Source organism: Natronosalvus halobius, from assembly GCF_024138145.1.
GTDB classification, from domain to species: Archaea; Halobacteriota; Halobacteria; order Halobacteriales; family Natrialbaceae; genus Natronosalvus; species Natronosalvus halobius.
Map to the genome: position 1 here is coordinate 3,257,015 of NZ_CP099997.1, position 21,367 is coordinate 3,278,381.

The following is a 21,367-nucleotide window of genomic DNA, read 5'->3' on the forward strand; positions in this document are numbered from 1 at the left end:
TCTCTGTGCTCGCCCGTAGATCGGTACTTCTGGCCAATCCCTGTTCTCGGCGAGGTGCTCGAGCAAATCGAGACCATAACCGGATTCCACTGCTACGCTCACGGCGGATTGGTAAATGAATTTAATCGACTTTCGTCACCATGATCGTAGGCGGCTCGCCACATTGCGTGGACTGCCCGTGTGACGAGTGACACCTCCTCGACGGTAATACACGAGGGCTCTGCGGTCACACCCTGAACAGGTGGATGGAAGTGTTTCTCGGGAGAGTGGGTATTGGGATGGCGATCGAATCGCCAGTTGACTTCATCGGTGTCGACGTAGTGGAACGAATACATTCCGCGCTCGCTCCACTGGACATCGAGACGCGCGCCGTCAGCTGCTCCGATCCCGTCACCAAGTTCGATGTGGAGTTCGGTCGGAGCGATGGGATCATCGTAGGACGTCTCGTCGACGAGCGGCTCGAGCGTGCGCCAGAGGTCGCGAATCCGTCGAAGCGCGGGAAGGTAGATCGGACCGAACTCGCCGGCGCGATCAGCCCCTGTCATGCAGTGAGCTGCTGGCTCGCCTCGCTGTATGCGAGGGCCGCCTGTGCGATAGAGAGGTTCTGCCGAGTGGTGCGCCACGTACTCAGGTCCTCCCATCCCTGCCCATCGTCGGCGTCGAGTTCACGTGCGAGTTCCTCGGGCGAAACGACGTCGTACTGGTCTTCGTACCGGCGAATCTCCCGTTTCATCCGTTTGATGCCGTCGAGCAACTCCTCACGAGTCGTTTCGCGTCGAAGCTCGCGAATACGGGTCATGAGTACACGGTCGGCGTTCCGTTTGTAGATCGTCGATCGCCCCTCCTGCTCGGCTTCGGCAAAGCCAGTGTTGACGAGCGCCTTACAGTGGCGACGCGCCGTCGGCTCGCTAACGAGCGCTCGCTCGGCGATGTCGGCCGCTGACTGTCCGTCGTGGGTCTGTTCGACGACCTCGTAGACGCGTTCGAACGGCGTCGTCTCGGCCTTCCACTTCGCTTTGACGTGCTTGTTGAGGTCGTTCCACGTCTCCTCAGTCATAGTCTCACGTACGACTCGGGAGGACAAATAGTTTCCTCAGAAAATAATTCTTTTTCCGTGGCCTCGAGCAGCTGCGTTCACGCGATCGCGGGATCGTATCTAGACTATCACGGAAACGACCGTCCCGCCGACAATCGCCAATCCGCCGAGACCGAAACAGACCGCCCAGAAGGGCACTCGCTCGACGACTCGCATGAGGGCGTCGATGGTCAGGTACCCCACGATCCCGCTCACCACCAGCGCGACTACAGCTGGCACGGGCGCAATCCCGGGCAGCCCACCAGCGCCGACCATCGTCAGCGCCGCCGCGCCGAGACTCGCCGGAATCGACAACAAAAACGACAGCCGAAACGCCGCAGGCGGCTCGTAACTCCGGAACAACAGGGCGCTCGTGGTCATCCCCGAACGTGAAATCCCGGGCAGGATGGCGAGGCCCTGGACGGCGCCCACCAGGATCGAATCCACCAGCGTCGGCTCCTCGCGGGTGCCCATCGAGACGGACTCGAGGCGCAACTGAATTACCCCAGTCAGAATCAGGAGGACGCCGATCAGGCCGATGAACACCCCACCCGTCAGCTGGCCCGCAAAATCGACGGCGAAGATATACAGCGGAATCCCTACCAGGCCGGTCATCATCGAAGCAAGCACGATGTAGGAGGCGAGCGCGTTCTCGCCCTCGTAGGCCTGGTCGGGTCGCCACCCGGGCACCGACTCGAGCGCCACCCAAATCTCCTCGCGATAGTACGTCGCCGCCGAGAGGGTCGTCCCGACCTGCAAGAACAGCGCCAGCTGGAGCGCCACGCCGGGGTCGGTGCCGACGAGGGTCAGAAAGAGCGAGAGGTTGCCCTGACTGGAGACCGGCAGCCACTCGACGACGCCCTGGACGATCCCGGCGAGAATCGCGACGAGCAACTCGAGGTCCGACTCCGCGACGGCAACGAACGCCCCCATGTCGTGGCTGACTCTCGAGTGGACACACAAGACCGTTTACATTCTCTGTTCCGTTTACCTGAATTGAGGCGCTAAGGCCCCTTCCTCAAGGAGCGACCGAAGGGAGCGAGTAGGGAGGGGATACAGCGCCGCACGAGTATCAAACACGTCCACCGCTCGGCCCACAGGCCCATGCAATCACAACCCTTATTTGTGTAGTTTGTGTATATTGTGGTGTGGCCACGCGCAAGAACATCTCTCTCCGCGACGACCAAGCTGAGTGGGTCGAGGAGAACCACCTCAACCTCTCGTCGTTCGTCCAGGAGAAACTTGACGAACTCATCGAAGAACGCTCGTGAACTACAATTACAGGTATCGACTCCGACCGTCCGACGCTCTCGAAGCGCAGTTAGCGTGGACTGTCGATACCTGTAGACAGGTCTACAACCACTTCCTCCACCGACTCAACCGCACCGACGAAACCTCGATATACAGCGAACAGAAACTCTTGCCGAGCCTCAAGAAGTGGTGGAACGACCTGAAAAGCGTTCACTCGAAAGTGCTTCAGAAGGTCGTTCAGCGGTTGTACGACAACCTCTCGACGCTTCGCGGACGGAAAGAGAACGGCCACCGCGTCGGGACGCTCAACTGGAAGGCACCGGGCGAGTACCGCAGTTTCACCTACAGTCAATCCGGCTTCAAGCTCAAGACCACGAGCGGTCGGACCCGACTGTGGCTCTCGAAACTCGGAGAAATCCCGCTCACCTTCCACCGTGATCTTCCCGACGACGCCGAAATCAAGACCGTCACGGTCAAGCAGGAACCCATCGGGAAGTGGTACGCCATCCTCGGCGTCGAGACACCGGATGACCCGCCGGAGAAGCCGGAGAAACCCGAGAAGTGCGTCGGTATCGACGTGGGGATTCTCAAGTACACCCACGACACTGACGGGATCGCCGTCGAATCTCTCGACTTATCCGATGAACGCGAGCGGTTGGAACGCGCCCAGCGCGACCTCTCACGGAAGGAACACGGCTCCGCGAATTGGGAGGAACAGCGCCGCGTCGTGGCTGAATGTCACGCCGACCTGAAACGCAAGCGCCGTGACTTCCTTCATAAACTCTCGAACTACTACGCTCAGGAGTACGACCTCGTGGCGGTGGAGGACTTGGACGCCGCTGGGTTGGTCGAACTGCCGGGCAACTCTCGAAACCGCGCTGGCGCGGCGTGGGGGACGTTCCTGCGGATGCTCGAATACAAGTGCGAACGCGAAGGAACGCACTTCGTCGCGGTGAATCCGCGCGGAACGACGAAAGAGTGTGCGTCCTGCGGCGTTTCGACGGAGAAGCCGCTGTGGGTGCGCGAACACTCGTGTCTGGCGTGTGGGTTCGAGGCGGATAGAGACGCGAACGCGGCGTGGAACATCCTTTCTCGCGGTATCAAGAAATTAGGAGTGGGACGCTCCGAACCAACGCCTGTGGAGACTGCGCTCCCTGTGGATACGCCCGTATCTGCAAAGCGCGTCGTGGAAACAGGAAGCCCCACCCTCAAGCGCGAGCCGTCAGGCGAGCGGTAGGGTGGAGTAGTTCACATTCTCCGTTCGGACGACCACATTCCAGTGACCCGAAATCAGTCGGCCGCCTGCCCACCGTCGATGGGGATCGTGTGTCCCGTGATGTACGACGCGTCGGACGAACAGAGGAAGGCGACCGCACCCGCCATCTCCTCGGGTTCGGCGATGCGGTCCATCGGGACGTCCCGCATCGCCGAGGTATCGAACTCGGCCCGAAGCGTCCAGATCGCCATTCGCACCATCCCGATCGCCATCCGGACTCGATCCAGCAGCGACTGCGAACCGGCGGCGATGCCCAGCATCCCCGACTGGATGTTCGTCTTCGTCGGCCCGGGGGCGATGGCGTTGACCCGGATGCCGCGGCTGGCGTACTCGAGCGCGACCGACTTCGTGAGACCGACGACGCCGTGTTTGCTGGCCGAATAGCTGGCGAGGCCACCCATCCCGACCAGGCCCGCCTCGGAGGTCGTGTTGACGATCGCGCCGTGGCCCTGTGCTTCCATGACGGGGAGTTCGGCTCGCATACACGCCCAGACCCCCTTCAGGTTGATGTCTAACAGTTTGTCCCATTTCTCCTCGGTCAACTCCGCTGCTCCAGAGAAGCCGGTGAGGATCCCCGCGTTGTTGTGCGCGAAGTCGAGGCTCCCGTAGGTGTCGACTGCGACGTCGACCATCCGCTGGACCGACGCGAGGTCGGAGACGTCCACCTCGACGAAGGTCGCGTCGCCACCGGCGGCTTCGATCAGGTCGACGGTCTCGCGGGCGCTCGATTCGACGATATCGGCGACGACGACGTTGGCGCCTTCGTCGGCGAAACGCCGTGCAGACGCCCGCCCGATTCCCGATCCCGCTCCGGTGACGAGTGCCGTCTTCCCGGCTAACCCTTTCATGGTTGTCTCGGTCGATACTGTCCATCGAGACGTGTATAGTGATTTGGGTGATTCGGTTCGTTCCGCGTACGAACGAAGGCCGCCACGGAATCCGTCGCCACTCGCACTGCCGAGCCGGACCCTCTGCTCGATCGTTCCCAACATCTGTTCACAGTGTTCGCGCCGTCTGCCTCCATCGTTTTCCCCGAAGCACCCGTAGTTCCAGGTAATGACGTCACCGTATACACTCCTGAAAACCGCCGTCTTCACCGTTGTCGTCCCCGGAACGGTCGTCGAACTCGTACCCCGAGTGCTCGCCCGATACGACAGAGAGTCCCCGACGCTCGACTCGCCGGCCGCCCGAACCGTCGGCAAGCTGTCTCTCATCGCCGGAGGGCTCCTGTACCTCTACACGGCGCTGCAGTTCTCGACCGAGGGTGACGGAACGCCCGCACCGAATGACGAACCGGCGACCCTCGTTACGGGCGGCGTCTACGCGTACACACGAAATCCCATGTACGTCGGCGTGGTCCTCCTTCTGGGCGGCCAGGCCGTTCGGTTCAAATCGCTCCACGTCCTCTGGTGGACGCTCGTCTGCTGGCTCGGCTTTCACCGTCGAATCCTCGAGTACGAAGAGCCCCACCTGCTCGAGAAGCACGGCGACGCCTACGCGGAGTACTGCGAACGCGTCCCCCGGTGGTTTCCTGATCCCCGCTCGCTCGAGAACGACTAGCTGCCTCCACGGCAGGCACTCGAGTGACCCGCAGGACACCGGCCAGGAGCGAAACGACGAAGTATCGGCCACGACTCGACCGAGACGATGCACACCGCGGTCCGCCTCGGGCTCCTCACCGTCTGTCTCCTCGCAGCCGTCGGACTCGCGGTCCACTACGGGGCGACGTACGACGAGAACTGGCCCCACCCGACGGGCGACCAACTCGAGGGGAACGTCGACGACTACACCGGTGAGCGGATCCTCCTCTTCGGAGAGGTCCACGCGGTCGAGGACGACGCGCTCGTCGTCCACGTGACCAACGACGCCGACGACGTCGTCCTCGAACTGACGGTCCACGGCTCTACCCCCGTCGAACCTGGCGGCGTCGTCCAGGTCTACGGCGTCCTGGAGGCCGATCAAACGATGACGCCGGACGAGGTCGTCGTCGTCAACGCGAACCCGTCCAGGACGCGGTACAAACACCTCGTCTCCCTTCTCGGCGGTCTCCTCGTCGCCGGCTACTTCCTCCGACACTGGCGGGTGGACGTCGCTCGCGTCGGCTTCGAGCCCCGTCATCGCGACCGCGAGAGCCAGGGGGTGACCGACGATGGCTGACCTCCTCGCACACGTCCTCGTCGCCTACGCGTGTTTCACCGTCCTGGGGTGGCGCCTCGAGTGGCTCACGCGGCGCTGGCTCGCCGTCGGCCTCGTCGGCTCGCTCTTGCCCGATCTCAACCGGATCGAACTGATCGTCTCCGACACCGCCACCGAAGCCGCGCTCGGCGTCCCCCTCGAGTTCGACGCGATCCACACTCTGGGTGGTGTCGTCCTCCTCGCTGTAGCAGGCACACTTTGCTTCCGTCACGACCACCGGCGCGCGTTCGGTATGCTGTTCGCGGGGGCGCTCTCTCACCTCGCTCTCGACGCGCTGAAAGTGTACGCCGACGGATTCTCGGGGGTCTGGCTGTATCCGCTCAGCTGGTACCGTCATCCGTCGCCGAACCTGTACGTCTCCTCGGAGCCGATCGTTCTCTTTTCGGCGATCGTCGTGGCCACGGCCGTCTGGTGGATGGACCGCTCGTTCGGGTTTTGAGAACGGGCCTGACGTGTGTCTCCGTCGTCGCGAAATCGATGAAAAAGCCCCCGAGAGACCGTCGGAGCAATGTTGTACTACGACGTAGTACTATGTATACGATGTCGTCGATCAGCGCCCGAATTCCCGACGAGGACGAGGAAAACCTGGAGGAAGTGGCGGCACTTCTCGACGAGGACAAGAGCCCCGTTATTCGAAAGGCGCTTCGAGAGGGGGCTCTCTGACATTCGAATTCGTCTCGCAGTAGAACAGTACCAGACCGGAGAACTCTCGACGAATCAGGCTGACAGGGTTGCCGGCGTGACCGTTGCACGATGGCTCGAAATCGCTCGTGACCGGAATCTCACGTCACACCTTTCACCAGATGATCTCGTTTCCGACATCGATAGTGCACGGGAGTTATGACCGTCATCTATCTCGATGCGACGACGCTCATCTCCCTCGGGACGATCGGCGTGGTCGTCACCGCGGTCGATGAGGGATTGACCGAAAGCGAGGCCAAACGAATCGTCGAACGTGTCGACGAACACGGCCTTCACATGACTGCCGAACTTCGGGACACGGCGAACGAACGCATCGAAAATACTGCCAACAGGGAGTAAACACGGAATCGGCATCGTTCTTCTACAGCACGCCCATCGCCAGGTCGAGCAAGAAAGTATTTGTGACCGGACCTAATTCATTGATGTCATGCAAGCAGTCGTTCTCGCGGCCGGGAAAGGCACTCGTTTGCGGCCACTAACCGACGACAAACCGAAGGGTATGGTCGAGGTCGCTGGCAAACCGATTCTCACTCATTGCCTCGAGCAGGTCGTCGACCTCGGTGCCGACGAACTGATCGTCGTCGTCGGCTACGAGAAAGAGCAGATCATCGAACACTACGGCGACGACTTCCAGGACGTCCCGATCACGTACACCCACCAGCGCGAACAGAAGGGGCTGGCCCACGCCCTCCTCACCGTCGAGGAACACGTCGACGGCGACTTCATGTTGATCCTCGGGGACAACATCTTCCGGGCGAACCTCAGCGACGTCGTCAATCGACAGCGCGAACAGCGTGCCGATGCCGCGTTTCTCGTCGAGGAAGTTCCCTGGGAGAAAGCTTCTCGCTACGGGGTCTGTGACACCAACAAGTACGGTGAGATCACCGACGTGATCGAAAAGCCGGAGGAGCCGCCGTCGAACCTCGTGATGACGGGCTTCTATACGTTTACGCCGGCGATCTTCCACGCCTGTCACCTCGTCCAGCCCTCGGCCCGCGACGAGTACGAAATTAGCGAGGCCATCGACCTGCTGATCCAGTCCGGACGGACCATCGACGCCATCCGATTGGACGGTTGGCGGGCCGACATCGGCTACCCCGAGGACCGGGACGCCGCGGAGGAACGGATTCGCGAGGAAGACGACCTCGAGACGCCAGCCGCCTGAGAGCAGCGCTACTCGACCCCGTTCCGAGTCGCCGGCAGCCAGTGATCAACGTTCCTCGCCTTCGCCTCGAGACGCCAGCAAACGCTACCGCGACCGCTGGGTCAAGAACGCACTCTCCACGTCCTGCATCGACCGCTACATGACAACAGCTATAGTCCAGCGTCGGCCTTGCCAGAAATATGATCGTGGTGGCTGACGTATGGAGTTGATCGACGACGAGGGCAACCTCTTTGGCCGCGTCAACGTCGTCGACGCACTCGTCGTCCTGGTCTTGCTGGCCGTCGTCGTGGCCGGCCTCGCCGTTGTCGGCGTGCTCACGGGCGATGCCGAACCGGAAACCCGCTATGCGACGATCGACCTCGGTACTCAATCCGAACACGTCGCCGAACAGATCTCGGAGGGCGACGTCATGTACCTCGAAGGGAGTAGCGACAACCTCACCGTGACCGACGTCTATCGGTCAGCACCCGGTGGCGGCGAGGACCGCGCCGGTGGCGCGTCCGTCGTGATCCGGGCCGAACTCAACGGGCAACTCGTCGAGGACGACCAGCGGGACGACCGCGTCTTCCAATTCGACGGTGAGCGCCTGCACGTGGGCCAGACCGTGACGATCGACACGCTCGACTACACGACCGAGGGCGAGGTCCGATCGGTGGGTGGCGAGGAGACGAGCCTTCCGGTGAACGAGACGCAACTCGTCCTGGAGACGATCGTTCCGACCGCGACCGCCGACGAGATCGCCGAAGGCGACACCTATCGCGTCGCTGGGGACACGGTTGCGACCGTCGAAACGGTCCAGACCCACGTCGCGAGCGACGATCAGCGCCGCGTGGTCGTCGGGCTCACCGCCAGGACGATCGACACCGGCTCCGGACCGACGCTCGGCAGTCAGCGGGTCGTGCTCGGCTCGACGATCCCCGTCCGAACCGACGCCTACGAGATCACGGGGAACGTCACGCGACGAGGGGCACTCGACGAGTCCGGCGAGGAGACGACCGTGAGCGTCACGGCAAAGATCGACAACGTCAGGCCCGAGGTCGCCAACGGCCTCGAGGCTGGCATGACCGAAACCGAACGCGGCGAGACGGTCGCGACGATCGATGCCGTCGGATCCGAACCCGCGTCAGTCATCCTCGAGAGCGAGGACGGCAACATCTACGAACGCGACCATCCACGGAACCTCGATCTCACGCTCGAACTCACCCTCGAGGGACGGGAAACCGAATCCGGACTCCGGTTCCACGGCGAACCGCTCCGGGAGGGCGAGACGATCGTCCTCGACTTCGGCACCGTCATCGTCACCGCCGAGGTTACGGACCTCGATCGATAACGCTCTCCCAGGCCGATGCTCGACTCACTTCGAACCGCCCGCGAACGTTCGCACGTCGCGTCCATCCTCGAGCGGAGTCGCCGGACGCTCGAGACGGCGTTCGCCCACTCGTCGCTCGCCTCGATAGGCGGCCGTCTCGGTTCGTCGTCTTCGAGTCTAGACGAACAGGCCTCCCCCGTCGAACCCGTTAGCCGACAGAACGAACGCGACACTACGGCGGACACCTCGACTGGCGTCGACGAGTCGCTCGAAGCCGCGGAACCCCGAACGGCAAACGAACCCGTGACGACGAACGAACCCCGCTCGGCCGTCACCCGGGCCACCGAGACGTCGGTCGTCGCGTCCCGCGCTCGAGCAATACAGGGCGTTTTCACTCGCGCTGGTCGCTCCGCTCGCGTCGTGGCCGCGGCAACCGTTTCGGCGGGGTACGCGACCTCCTCGGGAATCTATCGCTGGCTCACGGCCGAACCCGACCCCGAGGTGATCGTCATCGACCTGCGCGAGACCAGGACGGTCGGGCCCGTTTTTGTGGTCCTCGACCGTGTCATTGTGCTGGCCACCGCCGGACTCCCGACGTCGAGTGTCGCGTCGAGTGTCCGCTCGACAACCAACCGATTCAGCGCTCGTCCGATCCGTATCCTGAGTCTGTGTCTCCTTCCAGCGTTGCTCTCGAGTCTCCTCCTGTTGACGGCGACCGGCGCGATCACCGCACCACTCGCCGTCGTGCACGGACTGCTCGCCCTCGCCGCGACCATTGGCACGCGTTCGACCACGACCCTCGAGGACCTGCGCTCGACGCGAACCGCCGCCCTCCTTCGCGCGGCGTTCGAGCCGCCGGAACCACCCGAACGGTCAGCTGACGACTCGTCGTCCAGGATGTCGGACGAGCGCGAGGACGAGCGCGAAAGTCGTCGCCTCGAGTAACTCGCCGGTATCGCGACGGGATCGGCTTCTTGGCCGCTTCGGCGGTCACGGAATGCGCGCCGACGGGAACGTTTGTGTCTCTCGAGGTCGTATTCCACCACATGACGACCGTCTACACGGCGCTCCCGAATCGACTGCTGGTCTCTCGAGACGATTCCGGTGGCACTGGCGACGACGACGGCGAGGACGGCGGCGATGGCGAGTGGGCACAGTCGACTCGCCTAGAGGGCTACGATCTCGAATGCGTCGCCGTCTCGCCCGACGCCCCGGACCGGGTCTTCGTCGGCACGTTCGAGGACGGCCTCTTTCGCTCGACCGACGGCGGGGACTCCTTCGACGCACTCGAGACGGACTTCGCTAGCGACGCGGTCATGGCGGCGACGGTCAGTCCCCACGATCCCGACGTCGTCTACGCGGGCACCGAACCCAGCCGCGTCTATCGCTCCGACGATGGCGGCGACACCTGGACGCACCTCGAGGGGCTGGTCGACCTCCCCTCCGAGGAGGAGTGGTACTTCCCTCCGCGCCCGCACACCCACCACGTGCGCTGGCTCGAAGTCGACCCCCACGATTCCGACCGGCTCTACGTGGGGATCGAAGCGGGGGCGTTCGTCATCCGCGACGAAGCCCGGGATAGCTGGCAGGAGCGCCCCGAAGGCTCGCGGATTGACAATCACAGCCTCGCGACCCATCCCGATATGGCGGGTCGGGTGTACACCGCGGCGGGCGACGGCTACGCCCAGAGCGACGACGGCGGCGAGACCTGGAGTCACCCGCAGTCGGGCCTCGAGCATCGCTACTGCTGGTCGGTCGTCCCCCATCCCGAGGATCCCGACCGGGTGCTCCTCTCGAGTGCCAGCGGCGCCTCGAGCGCGCACACGGCCTCGCAGGCGAAGGCCTACGCCTACCGCAAACCGGGCCCGGATGCCGACTGGGAGCGCCTCGACGACCGCGGTCTCCCGATGGGAAAGGGGGTCGTTCGGACGATCTTCGACGAGTGTTCGGGGTCGATCTACGCCGTCAGCAACGCCGGCTGCTTCGTCTCACGGGACTTCGGCGATTCCTGGTCGGTGCTCGAGACCGACTGGGATGGCGAGGAGTCCAAAACGCCGCGCGGGCTGGCTGTCGTCGCGTAACGGCGATTGCTAGCTCTTACGGCATTGGTTACAGATCAACCGGCGCCACTCAGCGATGACGACCATTTCGGCATCTTCGGGCTCGTAACATCCTCGAAAACGTGAGAGTTCGGCTTCCCTACCAACGAAGTCTTCTATACATCTACCTACTCTCGATGGTAATCAATACTTCCGGCTAGCCTATCCTGAAATAGGCTATTTCAAAATTGGCTATTTCAGGATTCTTTGCGATCACCTGAGGACAACTGGTGGGACTTCATCCGATCAACGTCGAAGCGACCAGCGATCCCATCCAATCAGTCGACGGGATACTTCGGGGTCTGGGAACGGATTCGTCGGGGGTAGTCGCTCGAGCCGAGTGTGTGCCCGCCCGACACGCCCCCGGGTTCGAAATCCTTTTAGGCGCTACCCGGGCATAGTAGAGTAACTGAGTGATATCATGGACGTCGACATCATCTCCGAGGAGGAAAATCCCATGTTGCACCGCACGAACGTCACGTTCGAACTGACCCACGATGAGGCGACGCCCTCGCGTCTGCAGGTCCGTGACAGCCTCGCGGCGAAGATGAACAAGGACGCCGACGAGGTCGTCATCCGCAAACTCGACACCAAGTTCGGCATGCGAAAGACCGTCGGCCACGCGAAGGTCTACGAGACCTCCGCCCACGCTACCGAGGTCGAGCAGGATCACATGCTCGAACGCAACAAGATCGTCACCGACGAGAACGACGTCGAAGCGGAGGAGGCCTGAGATGGCACACTACGAACTCTACAACGACGAGGGCGAAGTCGAACGCGAACAGTGCCCGCGCTGTGGTGACTCGTTCCTCGCCGACCACGGCGACCGCCAGCACTGTGGCAAGTGCGGCTACACCGAGTGGGCGTAAGCCGGCTCGCGTCGCCTCTCGTCGCCGTGTCGAACCGTACTCGACCACGATTTTTCACAGGGGAGGAGCACAGACTGTGAGTCAGAACGCCCCCAGCGAGTCGGACACTGACTCCAGGACGGCCACTGACGCCAGTACCAACTCCGTCCCCGACCCCGACCCCGGACTCACTGACGACCGACCACCCCGGGTCCTCGGCATCGAGGGCACGGCGTGGGCGGCGAGTGCAGCCCTGTACGACGGCGACGACGTGGTGATCGAGACCGACGCCTACGAACCCGACAGCGGCGGCATCCACCCCCGCGAGGCCGCCGAGCACATGCACGACGCGATTCCGCGAGTCGTCGAGACGGTGCTCGAGCACGCCGCCGAGACGACGGACGAACGGCCGCCGATCGACGCCGTCGCCTTCTCTCGTGGTCCCGGCCTCGGCCCCTGCCTGCGCGTCGTCGGCACCGCTGCACGGGCGCTCGCGGGCACCCTCGAGGTACCCCTGGTCGGCGTCAACCACATGGTCGCCCACCTCGAAATCGGGCGCCACGCGGCTGACTTCGACGACCCCGTGTGTCTGAACGCTAGCGGGGCCAACGCCCACCTGCTCGCCTATCGCAACGGGCGCTACCGCGTCCTGGGCGAGACGATGGACACCGGCGTCGGCAACGCCATCGACAAGTTCACCAGACACGTCGGCTGGTCTCACCCCGGCGGCCCGAAGGTCGAGGAAGCCGCGAAAGATGGCGAGTACGTCGACCTGCCGTACGTCGTCAAGGGGATGGACTTCTCCTTTTCGGGGATCATGTCCGCGGCGAAAGCCGCCGTCGACGAGGGCCACGCCGTCGAGGACGTCTGTTTCTCCCTCCAGGAGCACATCTTCGCGATGCTCACCGAAGTCGCCGAACGCGCGCTCTCGCTCACCGGCAGCGACGAACTCGTCCTCGGGGGCGGCGTCGGCCACAACGCCCGCCTCCGCGAGATGCTCGAGACGATGTGTGCCGACCGTGGTGCCGAGTTCTACGCCCCCCAGCCCCGATTCCTGGGCGACAACGCCGGGATGATCGCCGTTCTCGGCGCGAAGATGTACGCCGCGGGCGACACCCTGGAGATTCCGGACTCCCGCGTCGATCCCGACTTCCGACCCGACCAGGTGCCGGTCACCTGGCGGAGCGACGAACCGGATCGGGCCGTCGCCGGGGGAGTCGATGGCGGCGAGAGTAGAGATGAAGAGGACAGCGAGGGTGAATACAGAGACGCGAGCGAGAGTGACGACGAAGCCGCGAGCGAGACGACGATTCGCGGCGCCGAAGCCGTCGTCACTCTCGAGCCCGAGGCCGGTCGCGTCCGCAAGCGTCGCCGCCCCAAACGCTACCGCCACCCCGATCTCGATGCGCGCCTGCGACGCGAGCGGACCACCCTCGAGGCACGCCTGACGAGCCACGCTCGACGGGCGGGCGTCCCGACGCCGGTGGTTCACGACGTCGACCACCAGGAAGCGACCCTCGAGTTCGAGTACGTCGGCGACGAGGATTTACAGAAAGCGCTGACGATCGACCGGGTCGAATCCGTTGGACGGTCGCTCGCAACCATCCACGAGGCGGGGTTCGTCCACGGCGATCCGACGACGCGAAACGTGCGCGTCGACGCCGACCGAACCTACCTGATCGACTTCGGGCTGGGCTATCACTCCGACCACCTGGAGGACTACGCGATGGACCTCCACGTCTTCGACCAGAGCCTGGTCGGGACGGCCGACGAGCCCGAGCCGCTCAGGGAGGCACTCCGGGTGGGCTACCGCGAGGCCGGGGACGAGGCGGTCCTCGAGCGTCTCCGCGAGATCGAGCGCCGGGGTCGGTACGTCGAAAAGGAGTGATTCAGATTGTTCTGGGGTCCCTGGCTACAGCGGAGCCGCAAGTCCGAAGTCGAGGCTGAGGCGGATTGGGTAGTTCACGACCGGTCAGATTGTCCTTTTCTGTACTCGAGATGAGTCAGCCTTCCAACGGCCTGGGAAGAACCGTATCCCGCACTGCTGACTATCACCGTACCGTACAGCGAATACGCCCCCAAACCGTCTGTCACCAACAGTGGCTGTGCCAACTCGATTTTGCTATGCTAGCCATTGAGTACACTTCGCATACCTTCAAGGCAAGCTAGTCTGTCTTTTGGCGTACAACGTATATGTATTCTTGTATTTCATGAATCAATTAACGAACAACGGTTTGATTTCCGGTCACGAGTCTCGAGGAGCGATCACCCATGAGTAATCACACGAAACACACGGGCGCGATTCTCAGCAAATTGGCGAACGAGGGATCGATGAATACCGCGGCAGAACCGAACACCCTCTCTGTCGACCGTAACGAAAGCCACCAGTCCGCGGTCGAACGTGACCTCGAGGAGATGATGGCGCAGGTCGTTAGCGTCCTCCCTGCCGACGACGTTCGGTTCGAGGACGCGCTTCTCAAAGAAAATCTCGACGAGGTCCTCCTGATGCTCGTCACCCTCCACGACGGGGCCAACGGCAAGGAACTCCTCTCTACGCTAGCCACCTATTTCGACGTCCAGTTGAGCCCGGGCATCGTCTATCCAGCGCTTCACGATCTCGAGGACGAGGCCTTCCTGGAGATGCACCCAATGGTCCGCACGAAGGAATACTCGATTTCGAACGAGGACCACGTACGCGCGACGCTCGAGGCGACGATGGTTCAACACCTCGCGTTCGGTTTACTGCTTTCTGCGTTCCTCCCTCGACTCAACTCACTATAACTCCCACAACCGCTGCGACTGCGATAGCGATCTGCCGATTATCGTCGACACGCCACAGGAACGACGTTTTCAGGGAGTTTCCATCGCTTATCTGGTAGCCGCTAGTTCTCGTTACAATGTGTTACCGTTGTGTTGCCGTCACTGCACTCGCTGCGGCGTTCGTCTGGGAACTGTGACGTTTCCCCCAGTTAGGCACAGCACCTCGAGGCCCAGATATCGAGCACTCATCGATCGACTCGTGGCCTGCTCTGGCTTCGTATTTCAACTTCTAGTGGATAATGCGCTATCTTGCCTTCTATCTGTAGCCGGTCTCATGAGACCAGACATGCAAACATCTTTTGTTCCATGGGCGGGTAGAGATGAGTAACAACTGTGATCCCTATGAGCAGCAACGACACTAAGCACGTCCAGACGGAGTTGACCGGGGACGAATACGAACAGTTTCGTGAGTTCGCTCGAGAACACGGGCTGTCGCTCAAAGAGGCCGGGCACGAGGCGCTCATCGAGTGGGTCGAACGACAACAGCGAGCGGATCCAAACGACCGAGCGTTCACCGTCCTCGACGAACTCGAGGAAGACTCACTTCCAACGTCGGCGGAAACTGACGCTCGCGACGAAGATGATCTCCTTGAGAAGTGGGACGGTAGCGAGGAATCGTTCACGCTCGCCGACGACCCATCCGCGCGATCCTGACGTCACATGGCAGAGCCAGTCGACACACCGATTGGGACGGTCACGGCCGAGCATTTCCGACCTGGCCACGTTCGACACCAGGCCGTCGTTGGCCCGAAGTTCCTCTATGCACTGTTCAACCCCCGCGATCGGATGCATCCGGTCTCGCGGGCGTTCATGGCGTTCGTTCGCGATGGTGACCTTCCCTATCGTCGGCTCATCGTTAACGACCACATCGTTGACAAGGCGGCAACGCGGTTGAAAAAGCAGTCATCAATGCGGAACGCGGTCTCGTTTCTCACGACACTTGACGAGAGTACGCTCTACCAGTTCGAAGATGTCTCCGAGGCCGTCTTCGATGCCGCCAAAGCAACGTTCGTCGAGTGGACGGATCTAGATGCGTCATTCACTGATTTCGTCGTTGCAGCACACATGGACGCACTGGAGGTCGATCACATTCTTACGTACGACCAGCACTACGATGCGTTCGATGTGACGACACTCCCCTATCGAAACCAGAACTGAGCAGCGCCTCGCGGCCGATTCCTGTGAACTACCCCACCCTCCCGCTCGCCTGACGGCTCCTTTTTGAGCGTGACCTGCTTGAGTGCGACGTCGTCGGGAATCTCTCGGTGGAGCCGGATTGGTATGTCCGCGAGTTTCGAAAGTGACAGCACAGTCTGACCGCCCTTCTTGTCGAGCTTGAAGCCAGACTGGGTGTACGTGAAACTGCGGAACTCGCGCGGTGGCTTCCACTTGAGCATCCCGACGCCGTAGCCGTTCTGCTTGAGTCCCCCAAGAGATGTGACGTTCTACTCGATTCGCATGACCGCTGTTTGCAGGACTGTTGAGTATACGTCCGAGAGGCCATCCCACCAGTCTTTCAGAGACGGAATTTCGTCACGGATGGACCGAACACGCTGATTGAGTGTGCCTGCGCTCTCGGGGATTTGCTCGAAGCGGTAAAGCGCATGATTGTACAGTTGCCTACAGATATCGCGGTGGCGGTCCAACTCCTCGCATTGGGCGTCGGACGGCTCGAGGCGATACTTGTAGGCGTAGTACATCAGGTCTCACGTTCCTCAATGAGTTCGTCGAGTTGGCCACGGACGAACGACGAGAGGTTCAGATGGTTATTCTCTACCCACTCGGCTTGGTCCTCTCGAATGGTGATGTTCTTCCGTCTCATATATGCGCATTATGTGCACTTATGCGCATAACTCTTGCGCAACGTGGGCCTGTGGGTCTGCCGTAGTAGAGTGTATGAAAAACGAGCGGCGTTGACGAGACGTTTCGCGTCTCGTTCGTACACCAGAAATCTTCGATTTCTAGGGACGCTGTATCCCCTCCCTGCTCGCTTCGCTCGCTGAGGAAGGGGGCTTAGCGTCTCAATTCCTCTACCACCTTCTGAACACGACTAGTGTTTCTGAAGGGAGAGCGTCGACGAATCGCTCAGGCCGGCGTTCCTGGAACGGTCGGCTGAGTGTCGGGGTGCTCGCCAGGCCCGCCGTCACGAAGCTGCTCGTACGCGCTGACGGTCGTCGCGAGCACGTACACCGTGATGGCTGCGCTGACGACCTGAGCCAGGATGCCCCCGACGATGCCAAGAAGGGCGACCGGAAGGGCGAACGCCGCCGTGACGACGGCGCCGGTCACGAAGACGGCGACGCCGAGGCCGAACAGCTGAAGCCGGTTGCCGCGGGTGAGCTGCCAACTGCTGCGAAAGCCCTCGAGCGCGTTCTGGTCCTCGACGGCGACGAAGACGCTCCAGTAGTAGAGGCTGACGAGCAAGAACAGTCCTGGAACGACGAACAGGACGGTTCCGAAGGCGACGATCAGGGCGAACGCGATCCCGCCGAGGATTACGTTGAGCGTCGCCCAGCCGACGTTCCGACGCACGAACGCGTCCGGAATCGTCTCCGTTTCGCCCGCGGCGAACGTGCGCAGGGCGACGATTGCGGCGACGACGGTGGCGATAGCGACGACGATCGAGAGCAATCCGGCGAACGCGCCGGCGATCCCGACGGTCGGCGCTACTGGCTCGCCAGTGTCGAGTCGCATCGGCGATAGAAGGACGCTCGCGATCGAGAGAATGGCGAAGACGGCGACGAACCGTAGTCCGTTTCGAGTCGTGGCTCGCTCGAACCCATCAGTCATTGTATCGATAATAGGAATTCCCATACCACTAGTAGGCGTCCGAGCAGCATATACTAGTACGCAGACATGTGTCTGAAAGTCGGACAGTTCTCGCGGGATTGGTTCCTCTCCCCGATCGTCGGGTGGCGCTCTCATTCGACGAGGATTCGGCCAAACGAACGGAGCGCTGCTCGATCGGTCGAACCCATCGCTCGACGGTCGCTCGACACTCGAGCCCTTCACAAAAGAAACGCAACCGAATCCGGCCTAGAGCACGTACTCGCCGGCGACGTCCTGGGGCGTGACGACCTCTATCTCGCCGGCTTCTTCGAGTTCCTGGACGTGTCCCAGGGTGGCCTCGAGTTCGCCGACGCCGCCGTCGAATCGGACGAACGAGATGGCGGTGATGCCGCCTAGTTCGGCCGTCGTCTCGAGGGCCTCGCGAGCCTCGTCGCCGTCGGGGTGGACCAGACGCGGGCACAGTGCGGCGTTCGTGAGGTAGCCGTTGACGGGGTAGCCGCCCGTGAAGCCGAGTTCGTGGTTCGCTTCGACAGCTTCGATTGCCTCGTCGTTGTACGCCCCGCCCGGGTAGGCGACGTACTCGGCGTCGTAGCCCTCGTCCTCGAGCCAGGCGGCCGCGTCTTCTATTTCGCTCGCGGGCGTCCGATCGCCCTCGAGGGCCGTCAGGTCGTTGCCGTGAGCGCCGTAGCTTCCGATGGTCCAGCCGGCGTCGGCGAGTTCGGCGACCTGATCTGCGGTGAGGCGGTCGCCCTCGTCGTCCTCGGAGGCACGGAGGCGGGATGGGGGGACGAACGCCGTCGCGGAGTAGCCGTACTCCTCGAGGAGGGGCATGGCCTCGGTGAGGTGAGATTCGTAGCCGCCGTCGAACTGGAGGAGGACGGTCGGATCGGGCTTGGGAACGAAGTGGAGGTCGTCGATCCAGGCCTCGGCCGTGCCGTCGCCGACCCAGATCGAGATGTGGATCTCAGTGATCGCGCTCAGGTCGGGGTCGCCGTTGATGTACTCGACGCCGAAGTTCACGTGACGAATGGACATACCGTGGGTCCGCTGGCGGTAGACCACCTTGTCGCGGGTCTCGTCGTAGAGCTGGATGCCGACGTTGACCGTCGAGTGGGAGGCCACGGCCAGTCCGGGCGTGATCTGGGTCACGTCGAGGGGTTCGTCGAGTTCGCGCGCGATGCGAACCTGGGACTCTTCTTCGCTCGCCTCGAGAAGGACGGACTGGGAGCCGACGACCGAGTAGTCGGTGTAGGGGCTTGCCGACCCGGAGACGACCTGCCAGTCGGAGAGGTCTTCGAAGTCGTCGAAGGTTTCGGCTTCCGTCGGCACGTCGCCGTCACCGTTCCCCTCTCCGTTGTCGTCGCCGTTGCCGTCGCCATTCCCGTTGCCGTTACCATCGCCGTTCCCGTCGCCGTTGCCGTCCGGGTCGCTCGAGTTGCTGTCGTTTCCTCGCGGTTCGTCGGTCTCACCAAAGCCCATACAACCGCCGAGGGTCAGTGCGCCTGCCGTTGCGAGATAGGTACGTCGCTTCATTGTCGCCGAAAAGGGGTACGACGGGGGACGGGGATTGTTATGAACCGGTTGGCGTCCCCGTAGGTCACCACTTCCGAACGGTTTCGTGGCGAACCCGGCCGCTCGAACGGAGGCTCTATCCGGCGAAATCGCCCAATAATGTGGGTAGGCGACCGTTACCGACGGCCGGTCGCGTGCCGAATCCCTACTCGATGTCCGACGAGCGCTTCTCCTTTTCGAGTACGCGAACGTGCTCGATTCGCGTGGCAGGGTACTGGCCGTGTTCGTCCTTTTCGACGGCCTTGACCATGTCCCAGACGACGTTCAACCCCGTGGTCACGCCTTCGAGGGCCTCCATCTCGCAGCCGGTTTTTCCCGTCGTCTCGACGGCGACCTCGAGTTCGAGCCGACCCGACACCGTTTCGTCGTCAGTCGGGCCGTCTCCCTCGTCTACGCTGTCTTCCCCGGGCGATCCCGCGCTCTCGTCCGCACCATCCTGGAGGAACCGAAACGCCGTGTCGACGTTCGTGATCGGAATCTGGTGACACATCGGGATCGTCTCCCAGGTGTGTTTGACGGCCTGAATCGCCCCGACGCGCGCGGTCGCGAGCACGTCGCCCTTGCCCACCTCGTCCGCGCGGATCGCCTCGAGCGTCGATTCCCGAAGCCGGATCTCGCCGACGGCGACGGCCCGGCGTCGGGTATCGGGTTTGGCTCCCACGTCGACCATCTGGACATCGCCGTCGTCGGTCGTGTGGGTGAGGTCGCTCGCCGTCGATTCGTGCTGGTCGGCGTCCACGGTGTTCGATCGATCCTCACTCATCGTCCTCACCCCATATCGCCGCCGGAATTGCCTCGAGCAGGTCCGACGCGACCAGGCCGAGGTCGTGGCGATCCGCGACGTGCTCGCCGGCACGGCCGTTGACGTATGCGGCGGCCGTCGCCGCTGTGAAGGGGTCGGCGTGTTCGAGCAACCCCGCGACGATCCCCGACAGGAGGTCGCCGGTCCCGCCGACGGCCATCGCTGGCGTCCCAGCGCGGCTGATGCGGGTCGTCTCGCCGTCGGAGATGACGTCCGTCGCCCCCTTCGCAAGGACGACGTGGTCCAACTCCGCCGCGAAGGTCTCGATCTCGTCCGTGACCACCCGGAGGTCGTCGGCCTCGGGCCCGCCCATCCCCGCGAGTTCGCGCCGGTTGGGCGTACAGACCAGCGTCGCCTCGGTCTCGAGACCAGGGACGACCTCGAGGGCGTCCGCGTCGACGACGGCTGGGCCGGTGTAGGTCTCGAGAAATTGCCGTGCGGCCTCGAGAGTCTCATCGGCGGTGCCCAGGCCGGGCCCCAGGACGACCACGTCGTCGTGGCGCTCGGCCGTCTCGACGAGTCCTTCGACCTGGTCGGGCGTTAGCACCTCGCCCTCGTAGGGCTGGACGATCAGGTCCTCAGCGTACCCCTGGATCTCTCCGGCGACCGTGTCGGGCGCGGCGACGAACGCGAGTTCCATGCCCGCCCGGAGCGCGGCCTGGGCGGCGAGCGCCGGCGCGCCTGTGTAGGGGCCGCCGCCGATGACGAACGCCCGACCTGTTCGCTCGGCGGGTCGAGCGAGGCCGACGTCGCCGGGGCCCGCGAATCGCTCCGCAGCTCTCGGGATGCCGATGTTGGCGACCTGGAGCGTCGCCTCGAGGGCTTCGAGTCCCGGTTTGGTGTCGTGAAAGGTGACGACGTGGTCGGCCACGACGCCGTTGTCGGCGTGCTCGCCCGCGTCGGCGTCGAACCCGGAGGGGACATCGACGCTTACCACCGTCGCGTCGGCCGTGTTGATCGCCCGGGCGGCCGAAGCTGCAGGTTCCCGGAGGTCGCCGCTGATCCCGGTCCCGAGCATCGCGTCGACGACCACGTCGCACTCGGGGAGGGAAAACGACCGGGAGTCGGTGACTGGCTCGATATCGTACTCGCCTCGCTCGAGCGCCTCCCAGTTCGCTCGCGCGATGTCGGTGCCGATGGCCTCCGGGCGGCCGAGCAACAGGGACGTCACGTCGTAGTCATCGAGGAAGCGGACGGACACGAGGGCGTCCCCGCCGTTGTTCCCGCGGCCGGCGACCACGACGACCCGTGCGCCGGGGTCGGCGACGCGCTCGACGGCTCGAGCGACGGCGTTTCCACTGGATTCCATGAGCTGTCGGCGTGGGACGCCCAGCGCGGCGGCGTTCTCGTCGACGGCGGCCATCCGTTCGCCAGTGATCATGCTCGAGCCTTCGCCGGCCTGCCCGTTGAAGATTGCGGGGTTCGGGTGAGGAGTCGTCGGTCGCCGGAGAAAGCGGGGTTC

The 21,367-nt window shown here is 63.2% G+C and carries 25 protein-coding genes and 2 pseudogenes; 17 read left to right on the forward strand and 10 right to left on the reverse strand.

Features of this window, described 5'->3' with window-relative positions; all coding sequences use genetic code 11:
• Positions 1 to 98 precede the first annotated feature (98 nt).
• From NGM15_RS15745 to NGM15_RS15755, 3 genes are all read right to left on the reverse strand, one after another.
• Positions 99 to 545 carry a toxin-antitoxin system TumE family protein gene (locus tag NGM15_RS15745; RefSeq protein ID WP_253432980.1) on the reverse strand — a complete coding sequence of 149 codons (447 nt, stop codon included), beginning with the start codon at positions 543 to 545 and terminating at the stop codon, positions 99 to 101.
• A complete protein-coding gene (locus tag NGM15_RS15750) occupies positions 542 to 1,057 on the reverse strand; it encodes a winged helix-turn-helix domain-containing protein (RefSeq protein WP_253432983.1) in 516 nt (171 codons plus the stop codon). Before NGM15_RS15750 ends, NGM15_RS15745 begins: the two co-directional genes overlap by 4 nt.
• Positions 1,058 to 1,156: 99 nt before the next feature.
• Positions 1,157 to 2,008, reverse strand: a complete 852-nt coding sequence (locus NGM15_RS15755) for an undecaprenyl-diphosphate phosphatase (RefSeq protein WP_253432986.1) — start codon at positions 2,006 to 2,008, stop codon at positions 1,157 to 1,159.
• 215 nt (positions 2,009 to 2,223) lie between these two features.
• Here NGM15_RS15755 and NGM15_RS18765 point away from each other — a divergent pair, with 215 nt between their 5' ends.
• Both NGM15_RS18765 and NGM15_RS15760 read left to right on the forward strand, forming a co-directional pair.
• Complete coding sequence (locus NGM15_RS18765) at positions 2,224 to 2,346, forward strand: hypothetical protein (protein ID WP_256498877.1); 123 nt, start codon at positions 2,224 to 2,226, stop codon at positions 2,344 to 2,346.
• Complete coding sequence (locus NGM15_RS15760) at positions 2,343 to 3,563, forward strand: RNA-guided endonuclease InsQ/TnpB family protein (protein ID WP_253432989.1); 1,221 nt, start codon at positions 2,343 to 2,345, stop codon at positions 3,561 to 3,563. The genes NGM15_RS18765 and NGM15_RS15760 overlap by 4 nt, the downstream gene beginning before the upstream one ends.
• A 53-nt stretch (positions 3,564 to 3,616) precedes the next feature.
• Here NGM15_RS15760 and NGM15_RS15765 read toward each other — a convergent pair whose 3' ends face one another.
• Positions 3,617 to 4,450 carry an SDR family NAD(P)-dependent oxidoreductase gene (locus tag NGM15_RS15765; protein ID WP_253432992.1) on the reverse strand — a complete coding sequence of 278 codons (834 nt, stop codon included), beginning with the start codon at positions 4,448 to 4,450 and terminating at the stop codon, positions 3,617 to 3,619.
• 208 nt (positions 4,451 to 4,658) lie between these two features.
• Between NGM15_RS15765 and NGM15_RS15770 the strand changes: the two genes are divergently transcribed.
• From NGM15_RS15770 to NGM15_RS15845, 15 genes and pseudogenes are all read left to right on the forward strand, one after another.
• On the forward strand, positions 4,659 to 5,162 hold the full coding sequence (locus tag NGM15_RS15770; RefSeq protein WP_253432995.1) for a methyltransferase family protein: 504 nt from the start codon (positions 4,659 to 4,661) through the stop codon (positions 5,160 to 5,162).
• 87 nt (positions 5,163 to 5,249) lie between these two features.
• Positions 5,250 to 5,759: an OB-like fold-containing membrane protein gene (locus NGM15_RS15775; protein WP_253432998.1), complete on the forward strand. Its 510-nt coding sequence runs from the start codon at positions 5,250 to 5,252 to the stop codon at positions 5,757 to 5,759.
• Positions 5,752 to 6,237, forward strand: coding sequence for a metal-dependent hydrolase (locus tag NGM15_RS15780; RefSeq protein ID WP_253433001.1), 486 nt, complete (start codon positions 5,752 to 5,754; stop codon positions 6,235 to 6,237). The genes NGM15_RS15775 and NGM15_RS15780 overlap by 8 nt, the downstream gene beginning before the upstream one ends.
• Before the next feature lie 101 nt (positions 6,238 to 6,338).
• Positions 6,339 to 6,642: pseudogene (locus tag NGM15_RS18965) on the forward strand (UPF0175 family protein).
• Entirely contained in the window at positions 6,639 to 6,839 is a 201-nt protein-coding gene (locus tag NGM15_RS15795) for a hypothetical protein (RefSeq protein ID WP_253433004.1), read from the forward strand. The pseudogene NGM15_RS18965 and the gene NGM15_RS15795 overlap by 4 nt, the downstream one beginning before the upstream one ends.
• 88 nt (positions 6,840 to 6,927) lie before the next feature.
• Positions 6,928 to 7,665 (forward strand): UTP--glucose-1-phosphate uridylyltransferase AglF, encoded by a 738-nt coding sequence (gene aglF / locus NGM15_RS15800; protein WP_253433007.1) that lies wholly within the window; start codon positions 6,928 to 6,930, stop codon positions 7,663 to 7,665.
• Between the two features lie 199 nt (positions 7,666 to 7,864).
• Positions 7,865 to 8,995: a DUF4330 family protein gene (locus NGM15_RS15805; RefSeq protein WP_253433010.1), complete on the forward strand. Its 1,131-nt coding sequence runs from the start codon at positions 7,865 to 7,867 to the stop codon at positions 8,993 to 8,995.
• Positions 8,996 to 9,010: 15 nt separating this feature from the next.
• On the forward strand, positions 9,011 to 9,919 hold the full coding sequence (locus NGM15_RS15810) for a hypothetical protein (RefSeq protein ID WP_253433012.1): 909 nt from the start codon (positions 9,011 to 9,013) through the stop codon (positions 9,917 to 9,919).
• Between the two features lie 101 nt (positions 9,920 to 10,020).
• Positions 10,021 to 11,055, forward strand: coding sequence for a WD40/YVTN/BNR-like repeat-containing protein (locus NGM15_RS15815; protein WP_253433015.1), 1,035 nt, complete (start codon positions 10,021 to 10,023; stop codon positions 11,053 to 11,055).
• A 439-nt stretch (positions 11,056 to 11,494) separates the two neighbouring features.
• Positions 11,495 to 11,806: a 30S ribosomal protein S24e gene (locus tag NGM15_RS15820; protein WP_253433017.1), complete on the forward strand. Its 312-nt coding sequence runs from the start codon at positions 11,495 to 11,497 to the stop codon at positions 11,804 to 11,806.
• A 1-nt stretch (position 11,807) separates the two neighbouring features.
• Complete coding sequence (locus tag NGM15_RS15825) at positions 11,808 to 11,942, forward strand: 30S ribosomal protein S27ae (protein WP_253433020.1); 135 nt, start codon at positions 11,808 to 11,810, stop codon at positions 11,940 to 11,942.
• 199 nt (positions 11,943 to 12,141) lie between these two features.
• Positions 12,142 to 13,809 carry a bifunctional N(6)-L-threonylcarbamoyladenine synthase/serine/threonine protein kinase gene (locus NGM15_RS15830; RefSeq protein WP_253438157.1) on the forward strand — a complete coding sequence of 556 codons (1,668 nt, stop codon included), beginning with the start codon at positions 12,142 to 12,144 and terminating at the stop codon, positions 13,807 to 13,809.
• A gap of 383 nt (positions 13,810 to 14,192) precedes the next feature.
• Positions 14,193 to 14,702 (forward strand): helix-turn-helix domain-containing protein, encoded by a 510-nt coding sequence (locus tag NGM15_RS15835; protein WP_253433023.1) that lies wholly within the window; start codon positions 14,193 to 14,195, stop codon positions 14,700 to 14,702.
• Between the two features lie 381 nt (positions 14,703 to 15,083).
• A complete protein-coding gene (locus NGM15_RS15840) occupies positions 15,084 to 15,395 on the forward strand; it encodes a hypothetical protein (RefSeq protein WP_253433026.1) in 312 nt (103 codons plus the stop codon).
• Positions 15,396 to 15,401: 6 nt separating this feature from the next.
• On the forward strand, positions 15,402 to 15,899 hold the full coding sequence (locus NGM15_RS15845; protein WP_253433029.1) for a type II toxin-antitoxin system VapC family toxin: 498 nt from the start codon (positions 15,402 to 15,404) through the stop codon (positions 15,897 to 15,899).
• Between the two features lie 44 nt (positions 15,900 to 15,943).
• On the opposite strand, the pseudogene NGM15_RS15850 reads toward NGM15_RS15845, so the two are convergent.
• The 6 genes and pseudogenes from NGM15_RS15850 to NGM15_RS15870 form a co-directional block, all read right to left on the reverse strand.
• Positions 15,944 to 16,441, reverse strand: a pseudogene (locus tag NGM15_RS15850) (RNA-guided endonuclease InsQ/TnpB family protein); the annotation flags it as partial.
• On the reverse strand, positions 16,441 to 16,563 hold the full coding sequence (locus tag NGM15_RS18770; protein ID WP_256498878.1) for a hypothetical protein: 123 nt from the start codon (positions 16,561 to 16,563) through the stop codon (positions 16,441 to 16,443). The gene NGM15_RS18770 and the pseudogene NGM15_RS15850, both read right to left, overlap by 1 nt.
• Before the next feature lie 263 nt (positions 16,564 to 16,826).
• Positions 16,827 to 17,531, reverse strand: a complete 705-nt coding sequence (locus tag NGM15_RS15855) for a DUF7847 domain-containing protein (RefSeq protein ID WP_253433031.1) — start codon at positions 17,529 to 17,531, stop codon at positions 16,827 to 16,829.
• A gap of 246 nt (positions 17,532 to 17,777) precedes the next feature.
• A complete protein-coding gene (locus NGM15_RS15860) occupies positions 17,778 to 19,064 on the reverse strand; it encodes a polysaccharide deacetylase family protein (protein ID WP_253433034.1) in 1,287 nt (428 codons plus the stop codon).
• A 184-nt stretch (positions 19,065 to 19,248) separates the two neighbouring features.
• A complete protein-coding gene (locus NGM15_RS15865; protein ID WP_253433037.1) occupies positions 19,249 to 19,866 on the reverse strand; it encodes a cyclic pyranopterin monophosphate synthase MoaC in 618 nt (205 codons plus the stop codon).
• On the reverse strand, positions 19,859 to 21,286 hold the full coding sequence (locus tag NGM15_RS15870; protein ID WP_253433040.1) for an NAD(P)H-hydrate dehydratase: 1,428 nt from the start codon (positions 21,284 to 21,286) through the stop codon (positions 19,859 to 19,861). Before NGM15_RS15870 ends, NGM15_RS15865 begins: the two co-directional genes overlap by 8 nt.
• Positions 21,287 to 21,367 lie beyond the last annotated feature (81 nt).

Bases quoted from the DNA above. Each gene is read 5' to 3' on its own strand.
- NGM15_RS15745 (WP_253432980.1), bottom strand. From the start codon at position 545: ATGACAGGGGCTGATCGCGCCGGCGAGTTCGGTCCGATCTACCTTCCC.
- NGM15_RS15750 (WP_253432983.1), bottom strand. From the start codon at position 1,057: ATGACTGAGGAGACGTGGAACGACCTCAACAAGCACGTCAAAGCGAAG.
- NGM15_RS15755 (WP_253432986.1), bottom strand. From the start codon at position 2,008: ATGGGGGCGTTCGTTGCCGTCGCGGAGTCGGACCTCGAGTTGCTCGTC.
- NGM15_RS15765 (WP_253432992.1), bottom strand. From the start codon at position 4,450: ATGAAAGGGTTAGCCGGGAAGACGGCACTCGTCACCGGAGCGGGATCG.
- NGM15_RS15770 (WP_253432995.1), top strand. From the start codon at position 4,659: ATGACGTCACCGTATACACTCCTGAAAACCGCCGTCTTCACCGTTGTC.
- NGM15_RS15775 (WP_253432998.1), top strand. From the start codon at position 5,250: ATGCACACCGCGGTCCGCCTCGGGCTCCTCACCGTCTGTCTCCTCGCA.
- NGM15_RS15780 (WP_253433001.1), top strand. From the start codon at position 5,752: ATGGCTGACCTCCTCGCACACGTCCTCGTCGCCTACGCGTGTTTCACC.
- NGM15_RS15795 (WP_253433004.1), top strand. From the start codon at position 6,639: ATGACCGTCATCTATCTCGATGCGACGACGCTCATCTCCCTCGGGACG.
- aglF (WP_253433007.1), top strand. From the start codon at position 6,928: ATGCAAGCAGTCGTTCTCGCGGCCGGGAAAGGCACTCGTTTGCGGCCA.
- NGM15_RS15805 (WP_253433010.1), top strand. From the start codon at position 7,865: ATGGAGTTGATCGACGACGAGGGCAACCTCTTTGGCCGCGTCAACGTC.
- NGM15_RS15810 (WP_253433012.1), top strand. From the start codon at position 9,011: ATGCTCGACTCACTTCGAACCGCCCGCGAACGTTCGCACGTCGCGTCC.
- NGM15_RS15815 (WP_253433015.1), top strand. From the start codon at position 10,021: ATGACGACCGTCTACACGGCGCTCCCGAATCGACTGCTGGTCTCTCGA.
- NGM15_RS15820 (WP_253433017.1), top strand. From the start codon at position 11,495: ATGGACGTCGACATCATCTCCGAGGAGGAAAATCCCATGTTGCACCGC.
- NGM15_RS15825 (WP_253433020.1), top strand. From the start codon at position 11,808: ATGGCACACTACGAACTCTACAACGACGAGGGCGAAGTCGAACGCGAA.
- NGM15_RS15835 (WP_253433023.1), top strand. From the start codon at position 14,193: ATGAGTAATCACACGAAACACACGGGCGCGATTCTCAGCAAATTGGCG.
- NGM15_RS15840 (WP_253433026.1), top strand. From the start codon at position 15,084: ATGAGCAGCAACGACACTAAGCACGTCCAGACGGAGTTGACCGGGGAC.
- NGM15_RS15845 (WP_253433029.1), top strand. From the start codon at position 15,402: ATGGCAGAGCCAGTCGACACACCGATTGGGACGGTCACGGCCGAGCAT.
- NGM15_RS18770 (WP_256498878.1), bottom strand. From the start codon at position 16,563: ATGAGACGGAAGAACATCACCATTCGAGAGGACCAAGCCGAGTGGGTA.
- NGM15_RS15855 (WP_253433031.1), bottom strand. From the start codon at position 17,531: ATGACTGATGGGTTCGAGCGAGCCACGACTCGAAACGGACTACGGTTC.
- NGM15_RS15860 (WP_253433034.1), bottom strand. From the start codon at position 19,064: ATGAAGCGACGTACCTATCTCGCAACGGCAGGCGCACTGACCCTCGGC.
- NGM15_RS15865 (WP_253433037.1), bottom strand. From the start codon at position 19,866: ATGAGTGAGGATCGATCGAACACCGTGGACGCCGACCAGCACGAATCG.
- NGM15_RS15870 (WP_253433040.1), bottom strand. From the start codon at position 21,286: ATGATCACTGGCGAACGGATGGCCGCCGTCGACGAGAACGCCGCCGCG.